General features: G+C 53.0%; 14 protein-coding genes. 4 read left to right on the forward strand and 10 right to left on the reverse strand.

Going from position 1 to position 21,585, the window contains the following annotated elements:
- Positions 1-8: 8 nt before the first annotated feature.
- A complete protein-coding gene (locus C173_RS14105; protein WP_036725791.1) occupies positions 9-3,143 on the reverse strand; it encodes an alpha-mannosidase in 3,135 nt (1,044 codons plus the stop codon).
- A gap of 182 nt (positions 3,144-3,325) precedes the next feature.
- Here C173_RS14105 and C173_RS14110 point away from each other — a divergent pair, with 182 nt between their 5' ends.
- The gene (locus C173_RS14110) at positions 3,326-4,237 is read left to right on the forward strand and encodes a helix-turn-helix transcriptional regulator (RefSeq protein WP_036725793.1); all 912 of its coding nucleotides are present in this window, start codon (positions 3,326-3,328) and stop codon (positions 4,235-4,237) included.
- Between the two features lie 139 nt (positions 4,238-4,376).
- Here the strand turns inward: C173_RS14110 and C173_RS33660 are convergent, their stop codons facing one another.
- From C173_RS33660 to C173_RS14125, 3 genes are all read right to left on the reverse strand, one after another.
- A complete protein-coding gene (locus C173_RS33660; protein WP_051478046.1) occupies positions 4,377-4,796 on the reverse strand; it encodes a hypothetical protein in 420 nt (139 codons plus the stop codon).
- Positions 4,797-4,814: 18 nt separating this feature from the next.
- Positions 4,815-9,041 carry a hypothetical protein gene (locus C173_RS34670; RefSeq protein ID WP_051478047.1) on the reverse strand — a complete coding sequence of 1,409 codons (4,227 nt, stop codon included), beginning with the start codon at positions 9,039-9,041 and terminating at the stop codon, positions 4,815-4,817.
- A gap of 152 nt (positions 9,042-9,193) precedes the next feature.
- The gene (locus C173_RS14125) at positions 9,194-12,034 is read right to left on the reverse strand and encodes a glycoside hydrolase family 3 protein (RefSeq protein WP_051478048.1); all 2,841 of its coding nucleotides are present in this window, start codon (positions 12,032-12,034) and stop codon (positions 9,194-9,196) included.
- A 255-nt stretch (positions 12,035-12,289) separates the two neighbouring features.
- Here C173_RS14125 and C173_RS14130 point away from each other — a divergent pair, with 255 nt between their 5' ends.
- The gene (locus C173_RS14130) at positions 12,290-13,501 is read left to right on the forward strand and encodes a sugar efflux transporter (RefSeq protein WP_036725797.1); all 1,212 of its coding nucleotides are present in this window, start codon (positions 12,290-12,292) and stop codon (positions 13,499-13,501) included.
- A gap of 24 nt (positions 13,502-13,525) precedes the next feature.
- Here the strand turns inward: C173_RS14130 and C173_RS14135 are convergent, their stop codons facing one another.
- The 4 genes from C173_RS14135 to C173_RS14150 form a co-directional block, all read right to left on the reverse strand.
- Complete coding sequence (locus C173_RS14135) at positions 13,526-14,224, reverse strand: SDR family NAD(P)-dependent oxidoreductase (protein ID WP_036725799.1); 699 nt, start codon at positions 14,222-14,224, stop codon at positions 13,526-13,528.
- Between the two features lie 36 nt (positions 14,225-14,260).
- Complete coding sequence (locus C173_RS14140; protein ID WP_036725800.1) at positions 14,261-14,734, reverse strand: VOC family protein; 474 nt, start codon at positions 14,732-14,734, stop codon at positions 14,261-14,263.
- 138 nt (positions 14,735-14,872) lie between these two features.
- Positions 14,873-15,700, reverse strand: coding sequence for a metallophosphoesterase family protein (locus C173_RS14145; protein WP_036725803.1), 828 nt, complete (start codon positions 15,698-15,700; stop codon positions 14,873-14,875).
- Positions 15,701-15,820: 120 nt separating this feature from the next.
- On the reverse strand, positions 15,821-16,402 hold the full coding sequence (locus C173_RS14150; RefSeq protein ID WP_036725805.1) for a TetR/AcrR family transcriptional regulator: 582 nt from the start codon (positions 16,400-16,402) through the stop codon (positions 15,821-15,823).
- A gap of 298 nt (positions 16,403-16,700) precedes the next feature.
- Here C173_RS14150 and C173_RS14155 point away from each other — a divergent pair, with 298 nt between their 5' ends.
- Both C173_RS14155 and C173_RS14160 read left to right on the forward strand, forming a co-directional pair.
- Positions 16,701-18,131 (forward strand): DHA2 family efflux MFS transporter permease subunit, encoded by a 1,431-nt coding sequence (locus tag C173_RS14155; protein WP_081751171.1) that lies wholly within the window; start codon positions 16,701-16,703, stop codon positions 18,129-18,131.
- 162 nt (positions 18,132-18,293) lie between these two features.
- Positions 18,294-18,584 carry a hypothetical protein gene (locus C173_RS14160; RefSeq protein ID WP_036725809.1) on the forward strand — a complete coding sequence of 97 codons (291 nt, stop codon included), beginning with the start codon at positions 18,294-18,296 and terminating at the stop codon, positions 18,582-18,584.
- Positions 18,585-18,628: 44 nt separating this feature from the next.
- On the opposite strand, the gene C173_RS14165 is transcribed toward C173_RS14160, so the two are convergent.
- Positions 18,629-18,970 (reverse strand): hypothetical protein, encoded by a 342-nt coding sequence (locus tag C173_RS14165; protein ID WP_036725812.1) that lies wholly within the window; start codon positions 18,968-18,970, stop codon positions 18,629-18,631.
- Between the two features lie 195 nt (positions 18,971-19,165).
- On the reverse strand, positions 19,166-21,544 hold the full coding sequence (locus C173_RS14170; protein WP_036725814.1) for an ABC transporter ATP-binding protein/permease: 2,379 nt from the start codon (positions 21,542-21,544) through the stop codon (positions 19,166-19,168).
- Positions 21,545-21,585: the final 41 nt, after the last annotated feature.

A 21,585-nucleotide genomic window follows, 5' to 3' on the forward strand; every position in this document is an offset into this window, starting at 1 on the left:
CTCTCCTCTCAGCTCTGCGCCCCGCGCAGCTTGATTCTGAACGTCCTGATCTCATACGGCTTCACCTGGAAGCTCAGCTCCTCTGCTTCCTGCCAGTCTCCCAGCGGCTCCTCCATCAGATTGCATTCCTGCCAGGAAGCCATAGAATAGGCGCTATCTACAGTAATCTGTGTCCGGGAACCGGCGTACTCATGCAGCCGCAGCACCACATACTTGCCGTCCTCCGAGCGTTTGACCGCATCCACCGTCACATGTGCGCCATCAATATAGAGCAGCGGGGGCCCTTCCAGCTCACCTGCCACACTGCGAAGCGGATTATTCAGCTCCCACGCCTCCTGGACCACCCTGCCTTCGACGAAATCACCGGTATGCGGGTAGAGGGCATACGTAAATTCATGATGTCCCTGATCCTGCTGCGGATCGGGATGAACCGCCGATTTCAGCAGCGTCAACCTTAGCACGCTGTCCTTGATGTCATAGCCGTATTTGCAGTCGTTGAGCAGCGCTATCCCATAGCCCTTCTCGCTGATATCCGCCCACTGATGGCCCACCGTTTCGAAGCGGGCGTAATCCCAGCTCGTATTCCAGTGTGTAGGACGCTTCACGTTACCGAACTGAATGTCATAAGTAGCCTCCAGCGCATGAATATCCACCGGGAAAGCCACCTTCAGCAGCTGGTTATGCCCATGCCAGTCCAGCTCAGTGCGGAAATCAATCCGCACGGTATCGCGGTAGAAGATGATATCCTGGGTAACCGCTGTGCGGTGATAGGTCCAGGTCATGCGCAGCACCGCCCGCAGCGGGCCGTTCTCGGTCAGCTCACATCCGGTCAGCTGAGTGATCTCGGTCATCTTTTCCTGGTAGAAAATATCGATATCCCACGCTTCAAAATCCAGCGGCTTATCTTCGAACACCTGTAGTACATTCCCCCGCTGCCCTGGCGCCAGCAGCTCACGGCCGCTCTTCCGGTCGATCATTGAAGTGAACTGCCCCTGCTCATTCCACACCACTTCCACAAGCGGTGTGCTCAGTGTGTTGCCGGATACGGCTGCAAGCGGCGGAATCTGTGCGTCCTGGGTGGCTTCGCCTGCTTGTCCGTGTACTACCTTCAGCACCGCCGTGCCCAGTGCAGGTACAGACGGAACATAGACCAATACTTCCCCGTCTGCCGTCCGTTGCTGCCATAGCCGGTTCCCGTCAGCGTCATGAACCTGTGCAGAATCTGCGGCACCTACAGCAAGCAGCGCATAACGCGGACGGTTCCAGTTCGAGCTGTTCATCAGCGTGAGCCTGCTTTCATCCTTTTCCTGGACTACACCGTTAATCAGAGCTAGGGAGCGGGCTTCGCCTTCTGCATATTCAGCATCACTGTCCTCATAGACCTCAGCGATCGACGAACCGGGAATGATGTCATGGAACTGGTTGCGCAGCAGAATCTCCCAGATCCCGGTCAGTTCAGCCGCAGGATAAGCGGTTTCAAGATTCCCCTGTCTTACACCTATCAGCGTATGCAGCCACTCGGCATCGCGCAGTAGCAGCTCCAGGCGGCGGTTATATTTCTTGTTGCGGGCTTGTGAGGTATACGTGCCCCGGTGGCATTCGAAATACAGCTCACCGTTCCAGGTGTGTACGAACGCCTCCGCCTTCCCGATCCGTTCATGCAGTCCGGTGAAATACTCCCCGGCACTGCCCATCTCAATCTTCGGAATGCCCGGAAGCTTGTCGAAGCGCCGGCGAAGCTCCAGCATCTCCCGCGTCGGCCCGCCGCCTCCGTCACCCCAGCCGTATGCAAACATCAGGTGATCGTTGATCTCCTTATCCTGATAGGAATTCCAGATCCCGCGCAGCAGCCCAGCCGTCATCCGTCCGTTATACGTATACTCCGCCCCGTCCTTCTCGGACGTCGTGATGAAATGTGTCAGCACCTCTGAGCCGTCCATCCCCCGCCACCAGAAGGTATCATGCGGCATCCGGTTGAACTGATTCCAGCTGATTTTGGTCGTCATGAACGTGTCGATGCCCGATTTACGGAGAATTTGCGGCAGCGCCCAGCTGTACCCGAAGACATCCGGCAGCCACAGGTACTTGCTCTCTACGCCGAAGTGTTCACGGAGATAGCGTTTGCCCAACATAATCTGGCGGACCAGCGACTCACCGGACGGGATATTACAATCCGACTCCAGCCACATGGCCCCCTCTGCTTCCCAGCGTCCTTCCTTCACTTTCTCGGTGATCCGCCCGAACAGCTCCGGATAATCCTGCTCCAGAAAAGCGTACAGTTGAGGCTGTGTCTGAAGGAACTGGTACTCCGGGAACTCCTCCATCAGCCGCAGTACGGTGGAGAAGGAACGGGCTGTCTTTTCACGGGTATGCTTCAGCCTCCACAGCCAGGCAACATCAATATGGGTATGACCGACAGCCGTAAGCGTTACGTCAAAAGTCTGCGGCATCGCCTCTATCGCCTGATTCAGACTGGCGCCTGCCTGATACAGCGAAGCAGTATGCTCTGGCGAGCCCGGCTCCGACCAGTCGATCAGACGGAAGGCTTCGTTCAGCGCTCTAAGCAGCCACTGCTTCTCCGGCTGGTCTCTGCCCAGGTAACGGAAGGTGTCGAGCGCTGCCTTCGACATATAGAACAGATCATCAATGCTCTCGTCCAGATAGCCGATGAATGCTTCGCTGAGCCGGTGCTCCTGAATTCTTGGCACTCCGCCGCCCTCAAGTCCCGACCACAGCCGGAAGGCCAGCTCTACCGTTTGTCCGCCCCATTCATCACCGAAGATTACCTCTCTATGGTTGTTATCTACGCCCTGATAAGGCGACCCGTTCACGAACAGCAGCGATTCGAAGCCGGAGTTATTGAAGTCCCCTGTTTTGCCAAAATCAAATCTGCCGGCAATTTTGAAGCCTGCCTGACTAGGCGGCAGCACGATCTCTGTGCGCAGCCAGATGTAACGGTCCCGCCCGCGCCAATGCTCCTGAAGCCTGATGATGCCATCAAAGGACACCGACTCCGGGTACACACCGTTAGCCCCTTCCTCATCTTCAGCGAACGCGAACTCAGTAAGCTCCTGAACCTTAAGATATCTATACTTTTCCACTTCGGCCTGGCGTTTGATCAGCTTTTCTTCTGTGAATAACATCTCTATCACTCCCTGTATCCGCTTTCATATGGTCACTATAGCAAACCTTTCACTCCAAAAACTACCCAACTCTTGCTGTATTCCGACCGATTCATTGCATATTTTGCTTTTTTGAGCCTATAATATACAGGTGGAAACGGCTTGGACTTCTATAGTAAACGGCAACGGTGAGGAGAGAGGCTATGCTTGACAGCGACCTTTTATATGACCAAGGATATAGCATACGTATCAATACTCCGGCTGATCCGCTCTTTTACTATTTCGACTACGATCAGCGCTCTCACGACATCAATATGGAGTTTCAGCACGATCATGACTTTTATGAGATTCATATTCTGCTGGATTCCAGCGCTACTCATATTATTGAAGGTAATGTACATGCCCTGCAGCAATATGACATTGTTCTGCTTGCTCCGTACAGGCTGCATATGACCCAGTATCCCGCAGGCCCGCCGCATAAGCGGCTGATTATCAACTTCAACCTGCCCAGGAATATACCCGGATTTGAGACCGCTTTCAATGCAATGCTGCAGCCGTTCTCCGAGGAGGTTCCGATCTACCGGTTCACCGGAGGCCCGCGCAGTGCCGTGTTCGAGCCGCTCAATGCTATTTTTAACTGTTCCCGCAGCGCTTCACCGCTGAATCCGGTGCTGATTCACAGTCTGTTCCAGCAGTTTCTGTGCAGTCTGTCCCAGCAGAATGACAAGAATGCGTACGTGCTGGAAGAGATCGGCAATGCCATGATGCAAAAAATCTATTCAATCACCGCCCACATTCACAGCCATTACGGCAGTGAGTTGTCCCTGGATTCCATCTCCAAGGAATTCTATATCAGCCCTTATTATTTATCGCACCAGTTCAGAACCGTCACCGGCTTCACCTTGACCGAGTACATCCAGATGACCCGCGTCCGCAAAGCCCAGCAGCTCCTGCTCCATACCCGGTACAAGATCTCCGACATCGCCGGGCAATGCGGCTTCAACAGCTTCTCCCAATTCAACCGCATCTTCAATAAGCAGAGCGGCATGTCTCCGTCCGCGTTCCGCAAGGCGCAAGGGTTGTCTGGCGGGGCTTCGTCTACGCTGTCGTATTGAGTGGAGCGCAAGAAAGAAAGCTATTCCAAAAAGCCGTGAAAGCGGCTGGTTGGGATAGCCTTTGTTTTGATGCAGGATCGGAGTTAGCTTGGGTGGACGCTGCGCGGAAGGGCTGTTGATCCAATTGCTGTGGTCTCTATCAACTCTTGTCTTGACCATCTAATTTGGCGGTATATGCAATCTCTCTCATGAAAGACGTTACAGCATGACAATTGTCCAGGTCATCCTCATCCAACATCGACCAATAATAAATAGTATTTTTATGAATACTAATATCTTGAAGAAGATGATATCTGATTAGCCTGGCCGAACTCTCCTCAGCCTTTCTTTCAACTATAGCATCATTGAATGATGAAATAATAATAATCATTAAAGCAAATTTTTCGTCTATGTTTAATTCGATATTTTCATAGGCGCATATGAATTCGGTTAATCTTGAAGAATCTGACACTTCATATTCCCAGTCTTGTGAGAATTCATCAGGAGACGGTAAATTAATTTTCTTTACAAGACCCTCGATAGCACTCTTAGTAACATACTCCGGGTATACATTCTCCATGGTTATTGCTCCTTTTTATTATTGTCCTTTTCCTGAAGGGTAAGCACTGCTATATGGAAAAGCAGTCCTAATTCCACCGTCATCTTTCACTAACACTCTAGCCAAATCAGGTTTTATTTCAGTACCATCCGGCAAGTATCCCCTTGTCTTGATAGAAGGTGGTAACGGTTCTTCATGAACACCAGCGCCTTTTTTCGCTACCTCTGCAAGAAAATCTGCCGCACTGTCCTCATCAAGCCATTGGCTGATTTGATGTCCCTTTCCTCTGGCTCTATCTATAAGCTGATTTGGCTTTTTCTTAGCCCCGTGCTCTGAAAAAGTATGACCATACGTGGGAGTACTTTTAGGATTTCCCCATTTAAAATTATTGGAAGCTTCACCCTTCCCCTCAGCCCCAACCTCTTTGTTCTTTAGATACTGTTCAACCTCACTGATCACAGGCGCGACAGTTTCAAGATCTGAATTCACTAACTTGTCCTGTGGTGTGGCTTCTATCTTGGTATTACGTTCTTTTAATTGCTTGATTCGCTCGTGAATTTTAAAATCTTTATTTCCAACTTTAACCTTGTCTAAATTCCCTATTCGTATCTTAAATCCCTCTATAATTTTGGGTACGGTTCGTTTATTCTCACTAGCCATCATTACCACATGCCCGCTGCCGCGTTTCTCGACCCAGAGCTCGTGGCTTTCTTTGCCGATTTTGAAGTTGACCAGCAGGCCGGCAATGGCGTTCTTGAGCTTCCCGGCACCCGTGGCTACGAGATTAACCCCTGATTTCAAAAGCTTCTTGCCGAAGGCTAACAGGCGGGTATGCACGCCTCCCTTGACAGTGCCGAGGAAATCACCGGTGGTTTCATTTTTGGCAGCGCCCGCTTTTCCACCGGCTTTGGGCTCTTCTTTTTTGCCTGGACTGTCTTTGCCTGCGCTGCTTTCACCTGAGCTGTCTTTGCCCGCACCGCCGGTGATCCCGGACAAATTAGCCAGCAGCTTCGTGCCGTTGCCGAAGACCTGATTGGTCTGTGACTGGGCTTCATCCACAAGTCCCGTTGCTCCTTCTGTGGCTTCGTCGATCAATCCGCCTACCTTATCCACAGGTCCCTGAAGCGGCTGAAGCAGACCCTGGACCGGGCTGGACGCTGCAATTTTGTTAATCAGCTTGTCTGCGAACGGAATATGCTGGCGGATCAGGTCAACCAGTGATTGGCCCGCCACGGCTTCAATCCCTTTGAATACGGCCTTAATCAGTGCTGACGGCGGATTAGTGATGATAAAATTCAGTACCATATCGACGCCTTTGTTAGCCAAGACGGACATAAGCTGGGCCGGTTTTCCGAGCAGCTGAACCTTTGCTTTAATGCCGCTGGCGGCTTCGGTTACCTTCTCACGAATTCCCTTGAACAAGCCTCCAGCCGCTTCCTTCAGCTTGCCTGCCCCCTCACTCAGAGCCTCGGCAGGGTTCTTCAATACCTCCAGACCCTGAACCATACCGGCATACACCATGCTGAACGGATTGAACCACGACTTGCCCGAGATGTTGATCACCGGCAGAGCCTTGTTAATCGCGCCTGACACCTTGCCGACTGTCTTTTGAAGAAGTTCGAACACACCCTGAAGAAGCTGCAGCACCCTCATAAGTCCTTTTTCCTGGCTTCCGCCTTTTGGAGCCTTGCCCCCATCCTTGTCCTTCTCCTTATCATCTCCCTGGCCTGTCTGTAGTGGCTTCAGCTCACCGAACAGCCCCTTGACCAGAAAGCCGCCCAAGCCCGCCGGATTCAGAAGCTGCTTCAGATTCTGCACCTTGAAATTCCGCAGGGTGCTCACCACAGTCATGACCGTGCTCGCCTGACGCAGCAGCTTAGGGAGGGTCGAGGTCAGCCAAGTGGCAATCTGCACCAGGACACTTCCGCCGCCCGTAGCAAAAGCAGCCGCAACCTCCGCAGCAATCTGTGCAACCTCCAGCGCCTTGCCGAAATTAATTTTAAATTCACCACTCAAGAACTTTCCAATTCCCGATAATATACCGTTATACAGTGACTGTACGCCGGCGAACAGCTTATCCACCGTTTTCCCCATGAAATCCAGGGCGGCGCTTACTCCCTTCTTCAGGAGAGCAGCAGCCGTATTCACAACTTGAACTGCCTTGTTCACCGCACGGTCGATCCAGCCGTTAATCTTCTTGGCAATGCCCGGGAAGCGGGCAAATAGGGTATTCGCAATTCCCTTCAGCACGTTCCCGAAGCCTTTGATCGCACTGACAATCAGCTTCCGGCCGGCTTCAATCAGCCCAACAACCGCTTGTTTAGCTTTATCGAAAATGGCTTTGACGGCCTTGCGCAGCTGTGTGAAAAGGAAATTCATCCCCTTTTGGATGGCCTCGCCAATCTGCTTGCCTTTTTGCTTGAGCCACTCCCAGGGATTCTTGGCCTTTTTCTTTTGTTCTCCTTCACCCTCCCCTTCCTTTTGCTTCTCCTCTGCCTGGCTCTTCGTGTTCTTGTATTCCTTGCGGGAATCAGCTTCTGCAGCAGACAGCTTGCGCTTAACCTCGCCTTCCTTCTCATCCTTGATTCCCTTGATTTCCCGATTCTTCTCTGCTGCGGCTGTCCCCGCTTCGCGGTCGAATTCCCCGCTGGTGGCCTTGATCTCTTCCTGCCACTGCGTCCGGTATCCTAAGACCTCTGCCTTAGCCGCAGCCTGCTCAGTCTGCTGCTTCCCGGATGCTTCAGTCTTCAGCCGTTCGATCTCTGCCTTGGTATCGCCCTCTGCAGCTGTGACTCCCGCATCAAACGGCGCCTTTCCTTTCTGGTACTTCGCTTGACTATTCTCCATATAGACCTGAAGCTGAGCCGCCAGCTGCGGGTTGAGGTAGCCAGCTACATCGGGCGGAATTGAACCCGCGGGTTTCAGTTGAAAAGCTGGCGGCGCCACCGCGCGGATCGTATGCACAGAACGCAGAATGCTCTTATCAGGCTTGGGCTGAATCCGGTTTTCTCCGAAATCCTGCCGGGTCTGCTCCAGCTCGGAAGCCTGTACAGTCTGCACATGCTGCTTGGCTTCTGTCTGAAAGCTCTCCACCTGGGATGGATCAGCTTCACCAGTGAGAGCAACCTCCGGCGGATTCGCCGCATACCTGCTTGCTTCCTCCATCATCTGATCCGGATCTGTCTCCTCGGTGACTTGAGGAAAGCTGTTCACTCCAGCTGACGTATCCCCGCCTTGCTTACCGCTCTGAAAAGCAGGCAGCTTGGCGGCGGGCAGCGGAGCTGCCGCTGTGCGCTTCATAGGATCAGCAGCCGGGCCGGGTGCGATGCCAGTGGGTGCCGCAATGACAGGCAGCGCCTTCTCTGCCTGCTGTCTTTGCTGCCCCAGAACCTCACCGGAGACACCTACCGCCTGGTTGTACGCCTGAGTGATTTCAGCCGGAGCAACGCTGCTTAGCTGCCCGATTATGCCGCCCGGATTGCTGCCTTTAATATGAATAACCGGAGCTTTGACACCTGTTCTCCTGGCTTTCAGAAGCGAGGCAGAAGACTGTGGACTTGCTGCTGTAGACTTCTGTCCTGGCGTAGCTGGCTTGTCTGCAGACTTTTGCTCCTGCCCAACTGGCTTGTCTGCCGGCCTCTGCCTTGGCGCGGCTATTCTGGCAGAGGTCTTCTCCTCTGCCTCAGCGCCCATCTTAGCTTCCGGTTTGCGTTCCGGCTTCGCACTGGAGCTCACTTTCACCGGAGGCTTGAGTCCACCTTGTGACCGGGCATGGATGGCCGCCTCCGCTTTTCCAGTCTTCTCTGCCTGTGCTTGGACTACGGCAGGCTTGACCTCTGACTTCCCTCCCCGCTTGGCTTCCGACTGTGAGGTTTTCCTGAAGGCATGGATGGCCCGGGCCGTATCCGGTTTTTCGATGATTGGTGGAGACTTGATTTCAGCCGTTTTTTTGGAGCCTAATTCAGGTAAGCTAGGTTTGTCTGCTTTCGCGCGGGTCTGTTCAGCCTGTTCAGACTTGGTTCGCTTGCCTTGGTCCAGCAGCATAAGCGCACTCCGCAGGCCAATTACACCGCTGAGCAGATTGAACTCCCTGGAACTTACAGTCTCCGGGGCCGTTCGAAGGCGGTGGGCCAGCTGGTTGAGCTCAAGCGGTGTTCGCAGCGGCGGCTTCAATGCCGCCTTGTCTGCGAGCGGGACTTGCGCTGGCCTTCTGTGGGTCACGTTCTGCGGCTCTGCCGGTTTATGCACTGCAATCTTGCTTGGCATAGAAGGTCACTCCCTGATTATTCCGTATACAAGTAATGGTATTTTCAGGAACTGATTCACAGCCAGTTCAACAAAAAAGCTTCCGGACCGCCCAAAGGGCCATCCAGAAGCTTTTTTCACATCTATACAAAGGTCCCGCAATGCAAGAATACCTACACCGTAAACTGAACGCGGCTGAGCAGAACCTCACCCTGCAATACAAGATATACATCTGTGATTCCGGCGTCTATATCGGCTATAGCCGACTGGCTGTGCCACTGCTGCTCCCCGTCTGCCGGAACCGCGAGCATTGCTGCCAGCTTGCCGGACGGACTGCCGGTCCGGACTTCAACCACGCCTCCCTGAACGGAGGATACAAGCATCTCGACGCCCGCTGCACCCTCTGCAAACCTTACATTATGGAAGGCGATCCATGCCCCTTCCTTCACCGGATGCACCGCAGCGCCGCCGGCCTTGCATTCATCAAGGAAAACCGCTTCGTAATCATCGTAATTCTCAGCCTTAACCGGCGTATACAGATCACGCGGCGGAACGGTCTCGCCATGCAACCTGATTGTGGCTGACAGCCGGATATCTCCCGAGGAACGGCCTGCCATCAGCATGTATTCCCCATCCTCCACACAGTACTGTTCGCGGCTGACGTCCCAGAAGGAAAGTTCAGCGGCCGGTAAGGTGAATGTGACCGTCTGCTTCTGTCCGGCAGCCAGCCGGATTTTGTCAAACCTCTTCAATTGCTTAAGCGGACGCCTGATCCGGGTAGACAAGCACTGGACATACAGCTGAACTACCTCGTCACCGTCTACACTCCCGCTGTTCTCAAGCTCTACGTTCAGACTGATAATACCATCCTGCTGTACTTCCTCCGCTGCCAGTGATAGCTTGTTATAATTCACCTGCGCATAGCTCAGACCGTGACCGAACGGATAGAGCGGCTCACCGTCGAAGTACATGTAGGTTCTCTTGCCTTTGATAATATCGTAGTCCATGAATTCAGGCAGCTGGCTGACGCTGCGGTACCAGGTCATATTCAGCTTGCCGGACGGGCTGTAATCGCCGAACAGGACATCTGCGACTGCATGGCCCAGCTCCTGTCCGCTGTGCGAGGTGTACAGCACAGCCGGAATATGCTCGTCGATCCAGGTGGAGGAAATCGGATAGCTGCCGACGATCACCACGACGGTGTTCGGGTTGGCGGCATAGACAGCCTTGACCAGATTCTCCTGCTCTGCGGGCAGTACGATATCCGGCCGGTCAATCTCCTCCTTGCCGTTCAAGAGCGGATGGTTACCAACGAATACAACGGCAACCTCAGCGGCCCGGGCCGCTTCCGCCGCTGCTTCTACGCCGTTCACGACAACTTTCTTATGGAATTGGGCTGCTTCGGCAGACGTTTGTTCTTCAGCAGCGCGAATAGTTCCGTCCTCAGCACTGATAACGAGCGGCTGATTGTTCCAGGTCCGCAAGCTGACGGTGCCTTCCCCCTCCGGGACCAGATTCAGCGATTCCTTCACATACCAGCCATAGATTTCATCAGCGGAAGCGGTCAGTGTGCCGGCATCTGTCAGGGTAACATATTGTCCCCTGCTGGCAGATTCAAGGGTATGAGCGGTCCAGCCCCACGCCGTATGGCGGAACATCTCTCCCCGCTCCGGCTGATCATGCAGCACTGCGAGCCGTCCGTCCTCGCCCGTGATGCCCACTGCTTGTCCGCTGGCAGCGGAGGTCAGAATGATCCGGTCATCTCCGCTCTCGAAGGTGACCTGCTTACCTGCCAGCTTCTTGATGATTCCCTGCAAAGGGGTCACCGCATATGGCAGCGTACCGGAATACCAGTCTCTGAACGCTTCGTCCCCCAGCGTGCCGATCACAGCGACCTTGGACAACGAGGCTGCATTCAGCGGAAGGGCAGCGTTGTCGTTCTTCAGCAGCACTATGGATTCCTTCGCGGCTTCGAGTGACAGCTCGCCATGCGCTTTGCTGAGAATGGCTGAGTCGTCTATCTTCGTATACGGATTACCTTCCTCCGGATCGAACTCACCGAGCCGGAAGCGGACGCGGAAGGTGTTCGCCAGCGCGCGGTCCAGATCCGCCTCGGTCAGCATTCCTTCACGGAGCGCCTCGTGAATAACCTTAATGGTCTCCTCTGTCTCTTCGGTTACACTGTCAATGCCATTCTTAATGGATTCCGCCATGGACTCTGCGAAGGAATCATAATACTTATGATCCTTCACAATCCCGAACAGGTCTCCGGCATCGCTCACAATGAAGCCGTCCATCTCCCATTCGCCCTTCACAATCTCCATCACCGCCGGATGGAGGATAACCGGCACGCCGTTCACCGAATTGTAGGCGGTCATCATGGATTGTGCGCCGCCTTCCTTGAAGGCAGGCTTGAACGCTTCCAGATAATATTCGCGCATATTGCGCGGGTCAATGCTGGACGAAGCCACGCCCCGGTCGATCTCATTATTGTTCCCGAGGAAATGCTTCAGGGTCGCTACCGCTTTCAGATACACCGGATGATCCCCCTGAATTCCCTGGACGAGCGCTGTACTCAGCCGGCCTGTCAGCTCAGGGTCTTCCCCGTAGGCTTCCTCTGTTCTCCCCCAGCGCGGGTCCCGTTCCATATCCACAGTCGGTGCCCAGAGAGTCAAGCCGTTAATAGTGGGATTCTTGCGGTAAAAGGCTCTGGCCTCATCCCCGATCGCCGAGCCGATTCTCTGCAGCAGCGCCGGATTCCAGGTACAGGCTAGGCCGCCTGGCTGCGGGTAGGAGGTGGCTTTGCCCAGCCATGAAATCCCGTGCGCTCCCTCCGTTCCATGCTTGTAACCGCCTACACCCAGCCGTTCAATGGCAGCCTGATATTGCGGCATCAGACTGACCTTCTCCGCAAGCGTCAGCCGGGAGAGCAGATCCTGAACACGTTCATCTAATGGCAATTCCGTTTGTCTAAAAGGATATGCAGCAGCGTCCAAATGTAATCTCTCCTTCATTCTTCATGATAACGGTTTCATCTCCAGCCAAACCAGCGTCCGCTTTCCTCCGCACAGCCCGGCTGTCCTATCCTCCTCCATCTTAAAAGATCCTTCCTGACAATAACACCTGAACAATTGGCCCAAAAATCAGTTCATTATTAGGGATTCCGTACTGTAAAGACGTTAATCAGATACATCACATACTATTGACGTTATACTATAGATAAATCGAAGTTAAGACTAAACAATGCTGAAAGGAAGTTCACACACTCTATGCTCAAAAGAACCTATGCTCTGCTCCTCATTCCAACCTATCCTATATTCCTGCTCTGCATGCTGTTCCAGGGAATGGCCATCTCGATCAGCGCTCCATTCCTGGCGGTCTACTTCACAGAAGAACTCGGCGTATCCGCCGGAACCTTCGGAATATTTACAGCGGTGACGCTGCTTAGCGGAGTAGCCTTAAGCATGTTCATTGCCAAACGCTCCGACGCCGGGCTGAACCGCCGCAGGCTGATGGTGATCTGTATGATGTTCAACGCGGTTGCTTTTGCCGGATACATATTCATCCATGACTTCTACCCGCTGCTGGCCTATATGACAATATTCACCGCAGCCGGCGCCCCGGCGATGCCGCAATTATTCGCCAGTGCCAGAGAAGCTGTGAGCGCCAGCAGCTCTCCTGATCATGCCTTGGCTAACTCGGCCCTGCGCTCGATGTTCTCCCTTGGCTTCATCAGCGGTCCGCTGGTAGGAGCCGCCCTCCTGAGCCGCTTCGGATTTCAGGGGATCTTCTCGTCGACCACTCTGATCTTCCTGCTCAATGCTCTTCTGGTGTTCAGCTTCGTACGGCCTTCAGCCGCTAAGCAGCAGCTTCAACAGCGTGTCCGGCAGCCCGCCGGGGTGCAAAGGAATGCCAGGGTACTGGTTCCTTTTCTCATCCTGACCCTGCTCTATACCGGACACTGGGCCAATAATCTGAATATCTCCTTGTTCATTGTCAATACGCTGGGAGGCACTACACAGAATGTAGCTTCGGTGGCCAGTATCTGTGCGTTAATGGAAATTCCGTTCATGCTGGTGCTGGGGCTGCTGTCAGCCAAATACGAAAGCAAGGTGCTGCTGGGCTGGGGAATGGCAATGGGGGGAATCTATTATGCGCTGGTGATCGGAGTAGGTGAGCTGTGGCAGCTCATCGCCGGACAGGTACTGCTGGCTTTTTTTGTCGCTGTGATCTCTGCAATTGGCATCAGCTATATTCAGGATCTGCTGCCGGACCTTCCCGGCTATGCCTCCACGCTGTACACCAATGCTACAACCATCGGCAGACTGGCCGGAAGCCTGGCGGGAGGAGCCGCAGCCCAGTGGTTAGGATACCGCCATTCCTACCTGCTCTGCGTAGTGCTGGTAGTCTGCTCACTGGGATTGCTGCTCTGGCCCCGCCGCTCTCCGGACGAGAACATTACAACTCCACTCGCCTCTTGACAGGTGAAGTGCCGGGCATGGCAGCTAGATATCCATATCCTTACCTGTGTAATCCACGAATCTGAAATGGCCGGACGGCTCGGCTCTCTGCCCGATCAGGTCCAGAATCCCTTCGGCACTGGTGCGCGGGTGAAGCGGTGCCTTAGCTCCGCCCATATCCGTAGGCATCCAGCCGGGATGGACGCTGAGCACATGGATGCCGCGGTCCTTCAGCGTGACATGGAGCTTCTGCGTGAACATATTGAGCGCTGTCTTGGAGATCGTATACGGATAGCTGCCCGGGTAAGCATTGGTGATACTGCCTGCCTCTGATGAGATATTAATGATTGAAGCATCCGGCCCTGTCAGCAGAGGCAGAAGGTGCTTGACCACCCGCATCGGCCCGTACAGATTGATGTCCATGGCATGCTGCATCTCTTCCATATCCAGCTCTTCAAGCGGGGTGTCCGTGGCATTCAGCACTGCGGCATTATTGATGATGACGCCGAGTGTCCGGGCCTGCTCTGTCAGGCTGGCGGCAAGTGCTGCTATTCCGGCCTCGTCCGTCACATCAAGCGTCACTAGAGTCAGCTTATCCGCGTGTACTGCCGCCAGATCAGCTAAGGCTGCCTGCCCGCGCGTCAGATCCCGCACCCCGGCAATAACAGCATGTCCACGTTCCAGTGCAGCCGCCGCCAGCTCAAGGCCCAGTCCGCGTCCCGCCCCTGTAATCAGAATATTCATTGTATAATTCCTCCTGTCTGAATTCTATTTATATTACTAATCCTTATTATTACTGTTATCGTTGTCATTCTCCAGCAACTCCAGCACAACCTTCAACTCCTTGAATGTATCCATATAAGCGTACCGCCCGCCGGTATACTCGCCCTTTTGCTGGAGCGGGAATCCCTTGCCTTCGAGCAGCATGATCTTGTCCTTCATTCCTTCCACCACGAATGCAATGTGGTGAACCCCTTCCCCGTGCTCATTCAGGTAATCCCGCCAGGTGCTCGGCTGATGGTCCGGTTCAATCAGTTCCAGTTGCAGAGAACCCATGTCGAAAAAAGCCAGCTTCGCCCGCGCCCCTGTCCCTCCGCCGTTATACTCCGTCCGGGCAATGTCTGCCGTGTCCGTGATGCTGATCTGAGGCTTGTCCAGTCCGAAAAAGTCTGCATACGCCTGACTCACCTTCTCGATATCGTGAACCAGAATCCCAATCTGTGTCATGAAGTGATTTCCAAGTAATCCTGACATTCTGTTCTGCCTCCTTTATCTGCTGACCAGACAACCATACCCAACCTGTGAAAGGGCTGTCAAGTTCTCATAAGGCAGCAAAAGACAAAAGAGAATGCCTTGAAGACATTCTCCTCAGTTATGCTCAGTCTAATAAGCTTAGTGGGCAATAAAAGCCTCGACTTTATAGCCTGATCCGCTGCTGGTTAATGTGGCGTTATAATAGCCCATATTCCCGCCGGGCTTGCATTTGTAGTCCCCGGAGCAGCCGGTGACGAAGAATTTGGTCTTCGTGTACCCCGGATAGATGTTATTCAGCTTCCGGTAGAATTTGTGACCATGATGTGTGAAGATCGCCAGCACCTTCTCTCTGGCTTTTGCCGGAATGGCTGTGAAGAACTTGGAGGTCTCGGCCGCACTGAGCACATGGCTGGAATCCACCGTAATGCCCTGTACCCGGAGCGGCCAGTGGAAATCAATAATATAGAAATACCTGTCATCCAGATTACGCAGTAGATTGAGGCTGGCCGGCGTGAATTGCCCCAGTGCGCAATCCAGCCATATATATCTCACCTTGCCCTGCGTTCCCGGGAAATTCATCTGTCCGGCCACCGCCCCTAAATACTGGGTGAACAACGACCGTGTGCTGGCCTCCCAATTTCCAATAGAAGCCTTGTAAGGGATGCTTCCCAGCGTACTGGTAACGGTGTCCTTGAATTCCTTATAGTACGTCCCGGCGTTATTCCCGTGATCCGCCCCCGCCTGGGTGTTATCTCCCCCGAAGATGATAAACCGTTTGTTCCCGCTGCTCACTGCCTTAGGCAAAAGACTCTTAAAGATGCTCAAGCTGTTACCATATCCCACATGACTGTCACCAAACACCGCAAATTCAACTGTCTGCACCTTGATTCTGCGCTTCACTCCGGGTACAGCCTGCCGATTGGCGCGAAGCACCCGCTTCCGTGCCGGTCTTGCCTGTCTCTTCATCTCGCACCACCCCACCTCATCAAAAATAGCTTCAGAATACATAGTAGTCTCTACTATTTATATGCGGGAGGAATTGGCTGCTCTTGGACCTGTGGAGCCATCCTGATCTGCCTCCGGCAATCAATTCGCCCGTAGCGAAGTGATCTGCTTGGCTAGATACTGCGGTGTATACGGCATATCCTCCCGGAGCCAGGCGATGATGGTGCCAATGAGGGCCGCCGAGCCGTACCACACAGCGATGTCCTTCTGTACCGTTACTTCAGAAGCGTCATGCGCGGTAACCCTGCTCTCCACCCGTGCAGAAATAATGTCTGCCATCAGTTTAAAAAGCCGGTCGGTAAAGATCGTGCTCTTCCGCGACGTAAGTACGATTTTGTAGAATTTGGCGTTCTCTGCAATATGCACAAGCAGGTGCTCCAGCATCGGCCACTTCTCTTGTTGTGCGGCTTCCATAAAATCCGTATCCTCTCTCACCACTTCCAGAACCTCCTCAGCCATATCATCCGCCATTTTCTCCAGCATATCCGGGATATCCCGGTAATGCAGATAGAAGGTCACACGGTTAATTTGGGCCCGCTGCGCAAGGCGGTTGACGGTAATTTTCTCTATACTCATCTCTTCCATCAGCTCTATTAGAGCCTCTTTAAGAAATTGGCGTGTACGAAGGACACGCGGATCTGTCCGCTCGGCGGGATTCGTCATTTCTGTTCTCTCCAATCTGTGCTGCCCAAGAGCAGGCTACATTTTCAGTCAAAAGTGTCGTTTTTCAACTATATACACTACACATATCATCAAAGTGTAAACTAATTTACATTTTCACGAAAATCGTTGCTTGATTACATGATATTTTCATTTATAATCTACTTTATACATTGTAAACTATACGACACTTTGTAAATTTAGTCCATGAGTTGGCGGTTTGAAAGGATGAAGAATAGTGAGTAACAAGACAGCAAGCAAAGAAGCCCAACCCATTTCCAAGGGACCTATTCTTTTCGTAATGATTCTGGGTGCCTTTCTGGCTACACTAAATCAGACCATCATGAGTGTTGCTACACCGGAGCTGATGCATGACTTCGATATTACGGCGGCCACGGCCCAGTGGCTCACTACCGGCTATATGCTGGTTAACGGTGTGCTGATTCCCATTACGGCCTATCTAATGCAGCGATTCACTACACGGGAGCTTTTCCAGGCCTCGATGTTTATTTTCTTTGCGGGTACCCTTGTATCAGCGCTCGCGGGAAGCTTCCCTGTGCTACTTACCGGACGGATGATTCAGGCTGCCGGTGCCGGCATTATCATGCCGCTGCTCACCCAGGTTATTTTGACCCTCTTCCCGCGTGAGAAAAGAGGAGCCGCCATGGGGATGGTCGGGCTGGCCATTATCTTTGCCCCGGCTATCGGCCCTACGCTGGCCGGATATATTATGGAACGTTATTCTTGGGAGATGATGTTCTACGGCATGCTTCCACTCACGGTTATGGTCATCGTATGCGGTTTTATTTATCTGAGAAATGTGGCCGAGCGATCTTTTCCCAAAATCGATATTACCAGCGTGATCCTGTCCACCATCGGATTCGGCACCCTGCTCTATGGCTTCAGCCGGGCAGCCAGTGCTGGCTGGTCCAGCGCAGAGGTGCTATTGTCGCTGGCCGCCGGCGCCGTGTCGCTAGGATTATTCATATGGAAGCAGCTCACCTCCGTGAGCCCGCTGCTGGATCTGCGGGCCTTCCAATACAATATGTTCTCCTTGACCACCGTCATCAGTGTGGCGGTTACGATTGTGATGTATGCGGATATGATGCTGCTGCCGCTCTATCTGCAGAATGCCCGCGGCTTCACCGCTATGGAATCCGGCCTGCTGCTGCTGCCCGGCGCGGTGATTATGGGGGCGCTGATGCCGGTCACCGGCAAGCTGTTCGACCGCTTCGGAGCGAAATGGCTCGCCATTATCGGCCTGACGATCACGATTCTGACTACACTCAGCTTCGTGAATCTTACAGACTCGACAAGCTACGGTTATTTGATGCTGATGTCCACCGGCCGCCGGATCGGCATGGCCTTGCTGCTGATGCCGATTCAGACCCTCGGGCTGAATCAGCTGCCCTCCAGGCTGAATTCACATGGTACAGCGATCTCCAATACCGTAAGGCAGGTTGCCGGCGCAGTAGGCACTTCTCTGCTGGTCACCGTGATGACCAGCCGTACCGCCACTCACTTCCAGGAACTCGCAGCCAGCGGCGGAACTGCCGGCGAGACTCAGAAGCATATGGTAATGGAGGCTTCCATCCAGGGCATCAACGATTCCTATCTGGTTATTGTGGGCATCGGAATTATCGGGCTCTTACTCTCCTTCTTCATTAAGCAGGTGGGTCAAGCCAAGGAACCGGCCCTGAAGCAGCAGACCGTTGTCGCCGAGGAGGTCTGAGGAGAGCACCTGCCTGCTGTGCTATTCCATAGGCTGCTGACAGAAGAAGACCCGCGGAGCGCACTCCACGGATCTTCTTCTACACCCTCGCATATACGTAGCGCTTATAGTACAATGATATCCTGAATGCTTATTATATTAATAAAAGTAAGAGGTGCCCGAATGGCTATTAATTTCACAAAACCGGTGCTGGATCGTTTAAACCAGGAGATCGCAGAGATGGAAGCCGGTATTACAGAGCTGCAGAAGAAGACCCGCAAGACCAAGCTCAAGATCAACCAGCTGGAAAAAGACTGCAAGCTAAGCTCATCCCCAAGCTCCCTCAGCAGTAAAATGAGCCGCATTACCAAGCTGCAGGCCGAGCTCAAAAAAATCTCCCAGCAGCAGCTAGAGCTGTCCAAGGAGATTAACAAAAAGAAAACGCTGCGCGCCCAGCTGCCTTCTGCGGAGTAATCCCAGACTGCTGCTCCGGCTACTCCCAATGCAAGCGGCGGCTGTTATTTTGAGGGACTTAGCCGGTCACGCATCCAGATTAACAAATAAATGACGCATAAGAACATCCAAAAACCATTAGCGAATATACTCTGCTCCAGAACTACGGACAAAAGGATATGGTATGCGCAAGTGAATAACAGCAGTGATATTAACGCTACCGTCATCGTTCTGCCGGATACCTGCTTCGGAGAACTGATTTTGGAAAGAAAATAAGCAGCGGCTACCGCTACAGTGATCGATAATACGATTCTCAGAGTCTGATTCTCCAGCACATCGTGCAAGGTAATAATAGCCGCCAGCATAAGAAAACCTGCAATGACCTGTAACTTGCCTCTGGTCTTCATTTAATCCCTCCTGGGTACATGATTAACTCTCTATTTCCTGTTATTTTATCCCACAATATTCCTGTATGTCTGTGATCTATGACAATTTATCATGCGGAAATTAAATGCAGAAAGAACCAAAGGAACGGATTCCCTTGGTTCTTCGTCATTTCATCATTTCGTTATTTCAGTCTGGCTGATCTGGACTACGGCTGGTTATTCACTGCGCAGGGCAGTCACCGGGTCCTTCTTCGCCGCCATCTTGGCCGGAATAGCTCCGCCCAGCATAGTGAGCAGGACGCTGATGACACCAAGAACGAGCGCGTGGAGCGGATTCAGCTGGGCGACATTTTTCAGCTCCGTCAGGTTGTAGAGGACTGCATTGACAGGGATGGTCAGCAGATAAGTGATGCCGATGCCCAGAATCCCCGAGCATGCTCCGATAATGAAGGTCTCGGCATTGAACACCCGCGTGATATCCTTCTTACGGGCACCCAGTGCACGCAGTACGCCGATCTCCTTCGTACGTTCCATCACGGAGATATACGTAATGATCGCAATCATGATCAGGGAGACCACCAGGGAAATCGCCGCAAAAGCAATCAGCACCATCGTAATCCCGTCCATAATTCCGCCGGAAATGTTGGTGACAATAGCTGCGAGGTCGGTGTACTGTACCTGAGCTTCGGCAGCCTTCCCTTCATTCCACTTATCGAGATAAGCCGTTACAGATTCCTTGGCGCTGAAATCAATCGGATACAGCGAGACTGCGCTTGGAATATCCGTGGCCCCCAGCGCTGCAAGGGCATTCTCCTTCGTCATGGACGACATGCTGGCTGCCGCTGCCATCCCGGCGTTCACTAGCGGCATCTCGCCCATTCCGGTACCGGAGCCTCCGCCTGCGACCCCCTCCGACAGGGCTTGCCCCGTCAATACATTGATATCGGATTTCTCTTGTGCGAGTACAATTTCCGATTTCTGTGCATCTGCAATGAAGGAGGCTGCCAATTCATCGGAGTAGACTAGGCCGGGCGACAGCGTTGAGATTGTCGACCCCTCCTGTGCGCGCAGCACACCGACAATATTAAGTGTTACTGCCTTAGGGCTGTTGTAGAGGTCATTCAGATTTCCTCCGGTTGCATTGACTACAAACTGTTCACCATTTTGCTTATAATAATCATTGTTCATGACCAGCTTGAGCGGAGTTCCGACCAGATCACTCAGATTGATACTCTTTGCTTTATAATCCAGTCCGAGCGCATTCACTGCTCCATCGGTCAGACGGTTGTACTGATCCACGATCAGCACAAGATCCGTCTTCTCTGTCGGGAATTTCCCCTCCAGCAGATCATAGTATTGCTCCAGATAGCTGCCCGAGGCACTGCCCTGTTTGCTTGGATACGGTGCTACTGTGATCTTGCTTTTATCCAGAACCGACGCCTTGTCCCCATTCTTCACCAGCCAGTTCATATTCACGGTACGGGTGTAAGAGACGCCGTCAATCAGCTTGGGATCGATTCCGTCAAGGTACTCGATATACTCCTTGGTCAGCACGTTCGTGTGGATGGCTGAATTCACCGTAGGGTCGTATGGATACAGCTTTTTCTCAGCCGGATAGGAGGGGAGCTCCGTTGTTTCCTGGCCTGGAGGACCTGCATTCTGCAAGTTCATTGCCGTCTGGTTGATGGAGATCGGGAAGTTGGATAAGGCCCCGGTTTCATAGGAGCTGATCTGTTTGTCGAAGCCATTGGACAGGGACAGGATCAGGGCAATACCGATAATTCCGATACTGGAGGCAAAAGCGGTCAACCCCGTGCGCCATTTCTTGGTGGCAATGTTTTTGCCGGATAATTTGAGGGCTGTGAAAAAGCTCATGCTTGTCTGCTTCAGCTTATACGCACTTGAGGTCTTCTGTGTAGGCAGCGGATTGCTGTCCGAGATCGCATGACCATCCGAGAAGCGGATCACGCGGTCTGCATAGTTCTCTGCCAGCTCAGGATTATGGGTAACCATGATGACGAGCTTATCCTCGGCAATCGACTTGATCAGCTCCATGATCTGCTCACTGGTCTCCGAATCCAAGGCTCCGGTAGGCTCATCGGCCAGGATAATATCCGGATTGTTCGCGAGCGCACGGGCAATCGCCACACGCTGCATCTGTCCGCCTGAGAGCTGGTTCGGCTTTTTGTGCACATGATCCTTAAGTCCGACCTTCTCCAGTACCTCCAGCGCCTTGCGGTGCTTCTCGGCTGAAGATACCCCGCTGAGTGTCATCCCCATCTCCACGTTGTCTGTGATGCTTAAGTGCGAGATCAGATTATAACTCTGAAAAATAAAGCCGACACTGTTATTGCGGTACGCATCCCACTCGCTGTCCTTGAAGCGCTCCGTCGATTGGCCGTTAATGATCAGCTCTCCGCTGTCATACTGATCCAGTCCGCCGACGATATTAAGCAGCGTGGTCTTGCCCGAGCCGCTCTGGCCCAGAATCGCAACGAACTCACTTTCTCTGAAATTGAGATTTACTTTATCCAGTGCAACTTGAGTGAATTCACCGGTCTTATAGCTCTTGGTAATGTTTTTTAATTGCAGCATTGTCCAGTCTCCCTTTCCATTCCTATACTCTTATTCTCTGT

Source organism: Paenibacillus sp. FSL R7-277 (genome assembly GCF_000517965.1).
In the GTDB taxonomy this organism is placed as follows: domain Bacteria; phylum Bacillota; class Bacilli; order Paenibacillales; family Paenibacillaceae; genus Paenibacillus_AQ; species Paenibacillus_AQ silagei.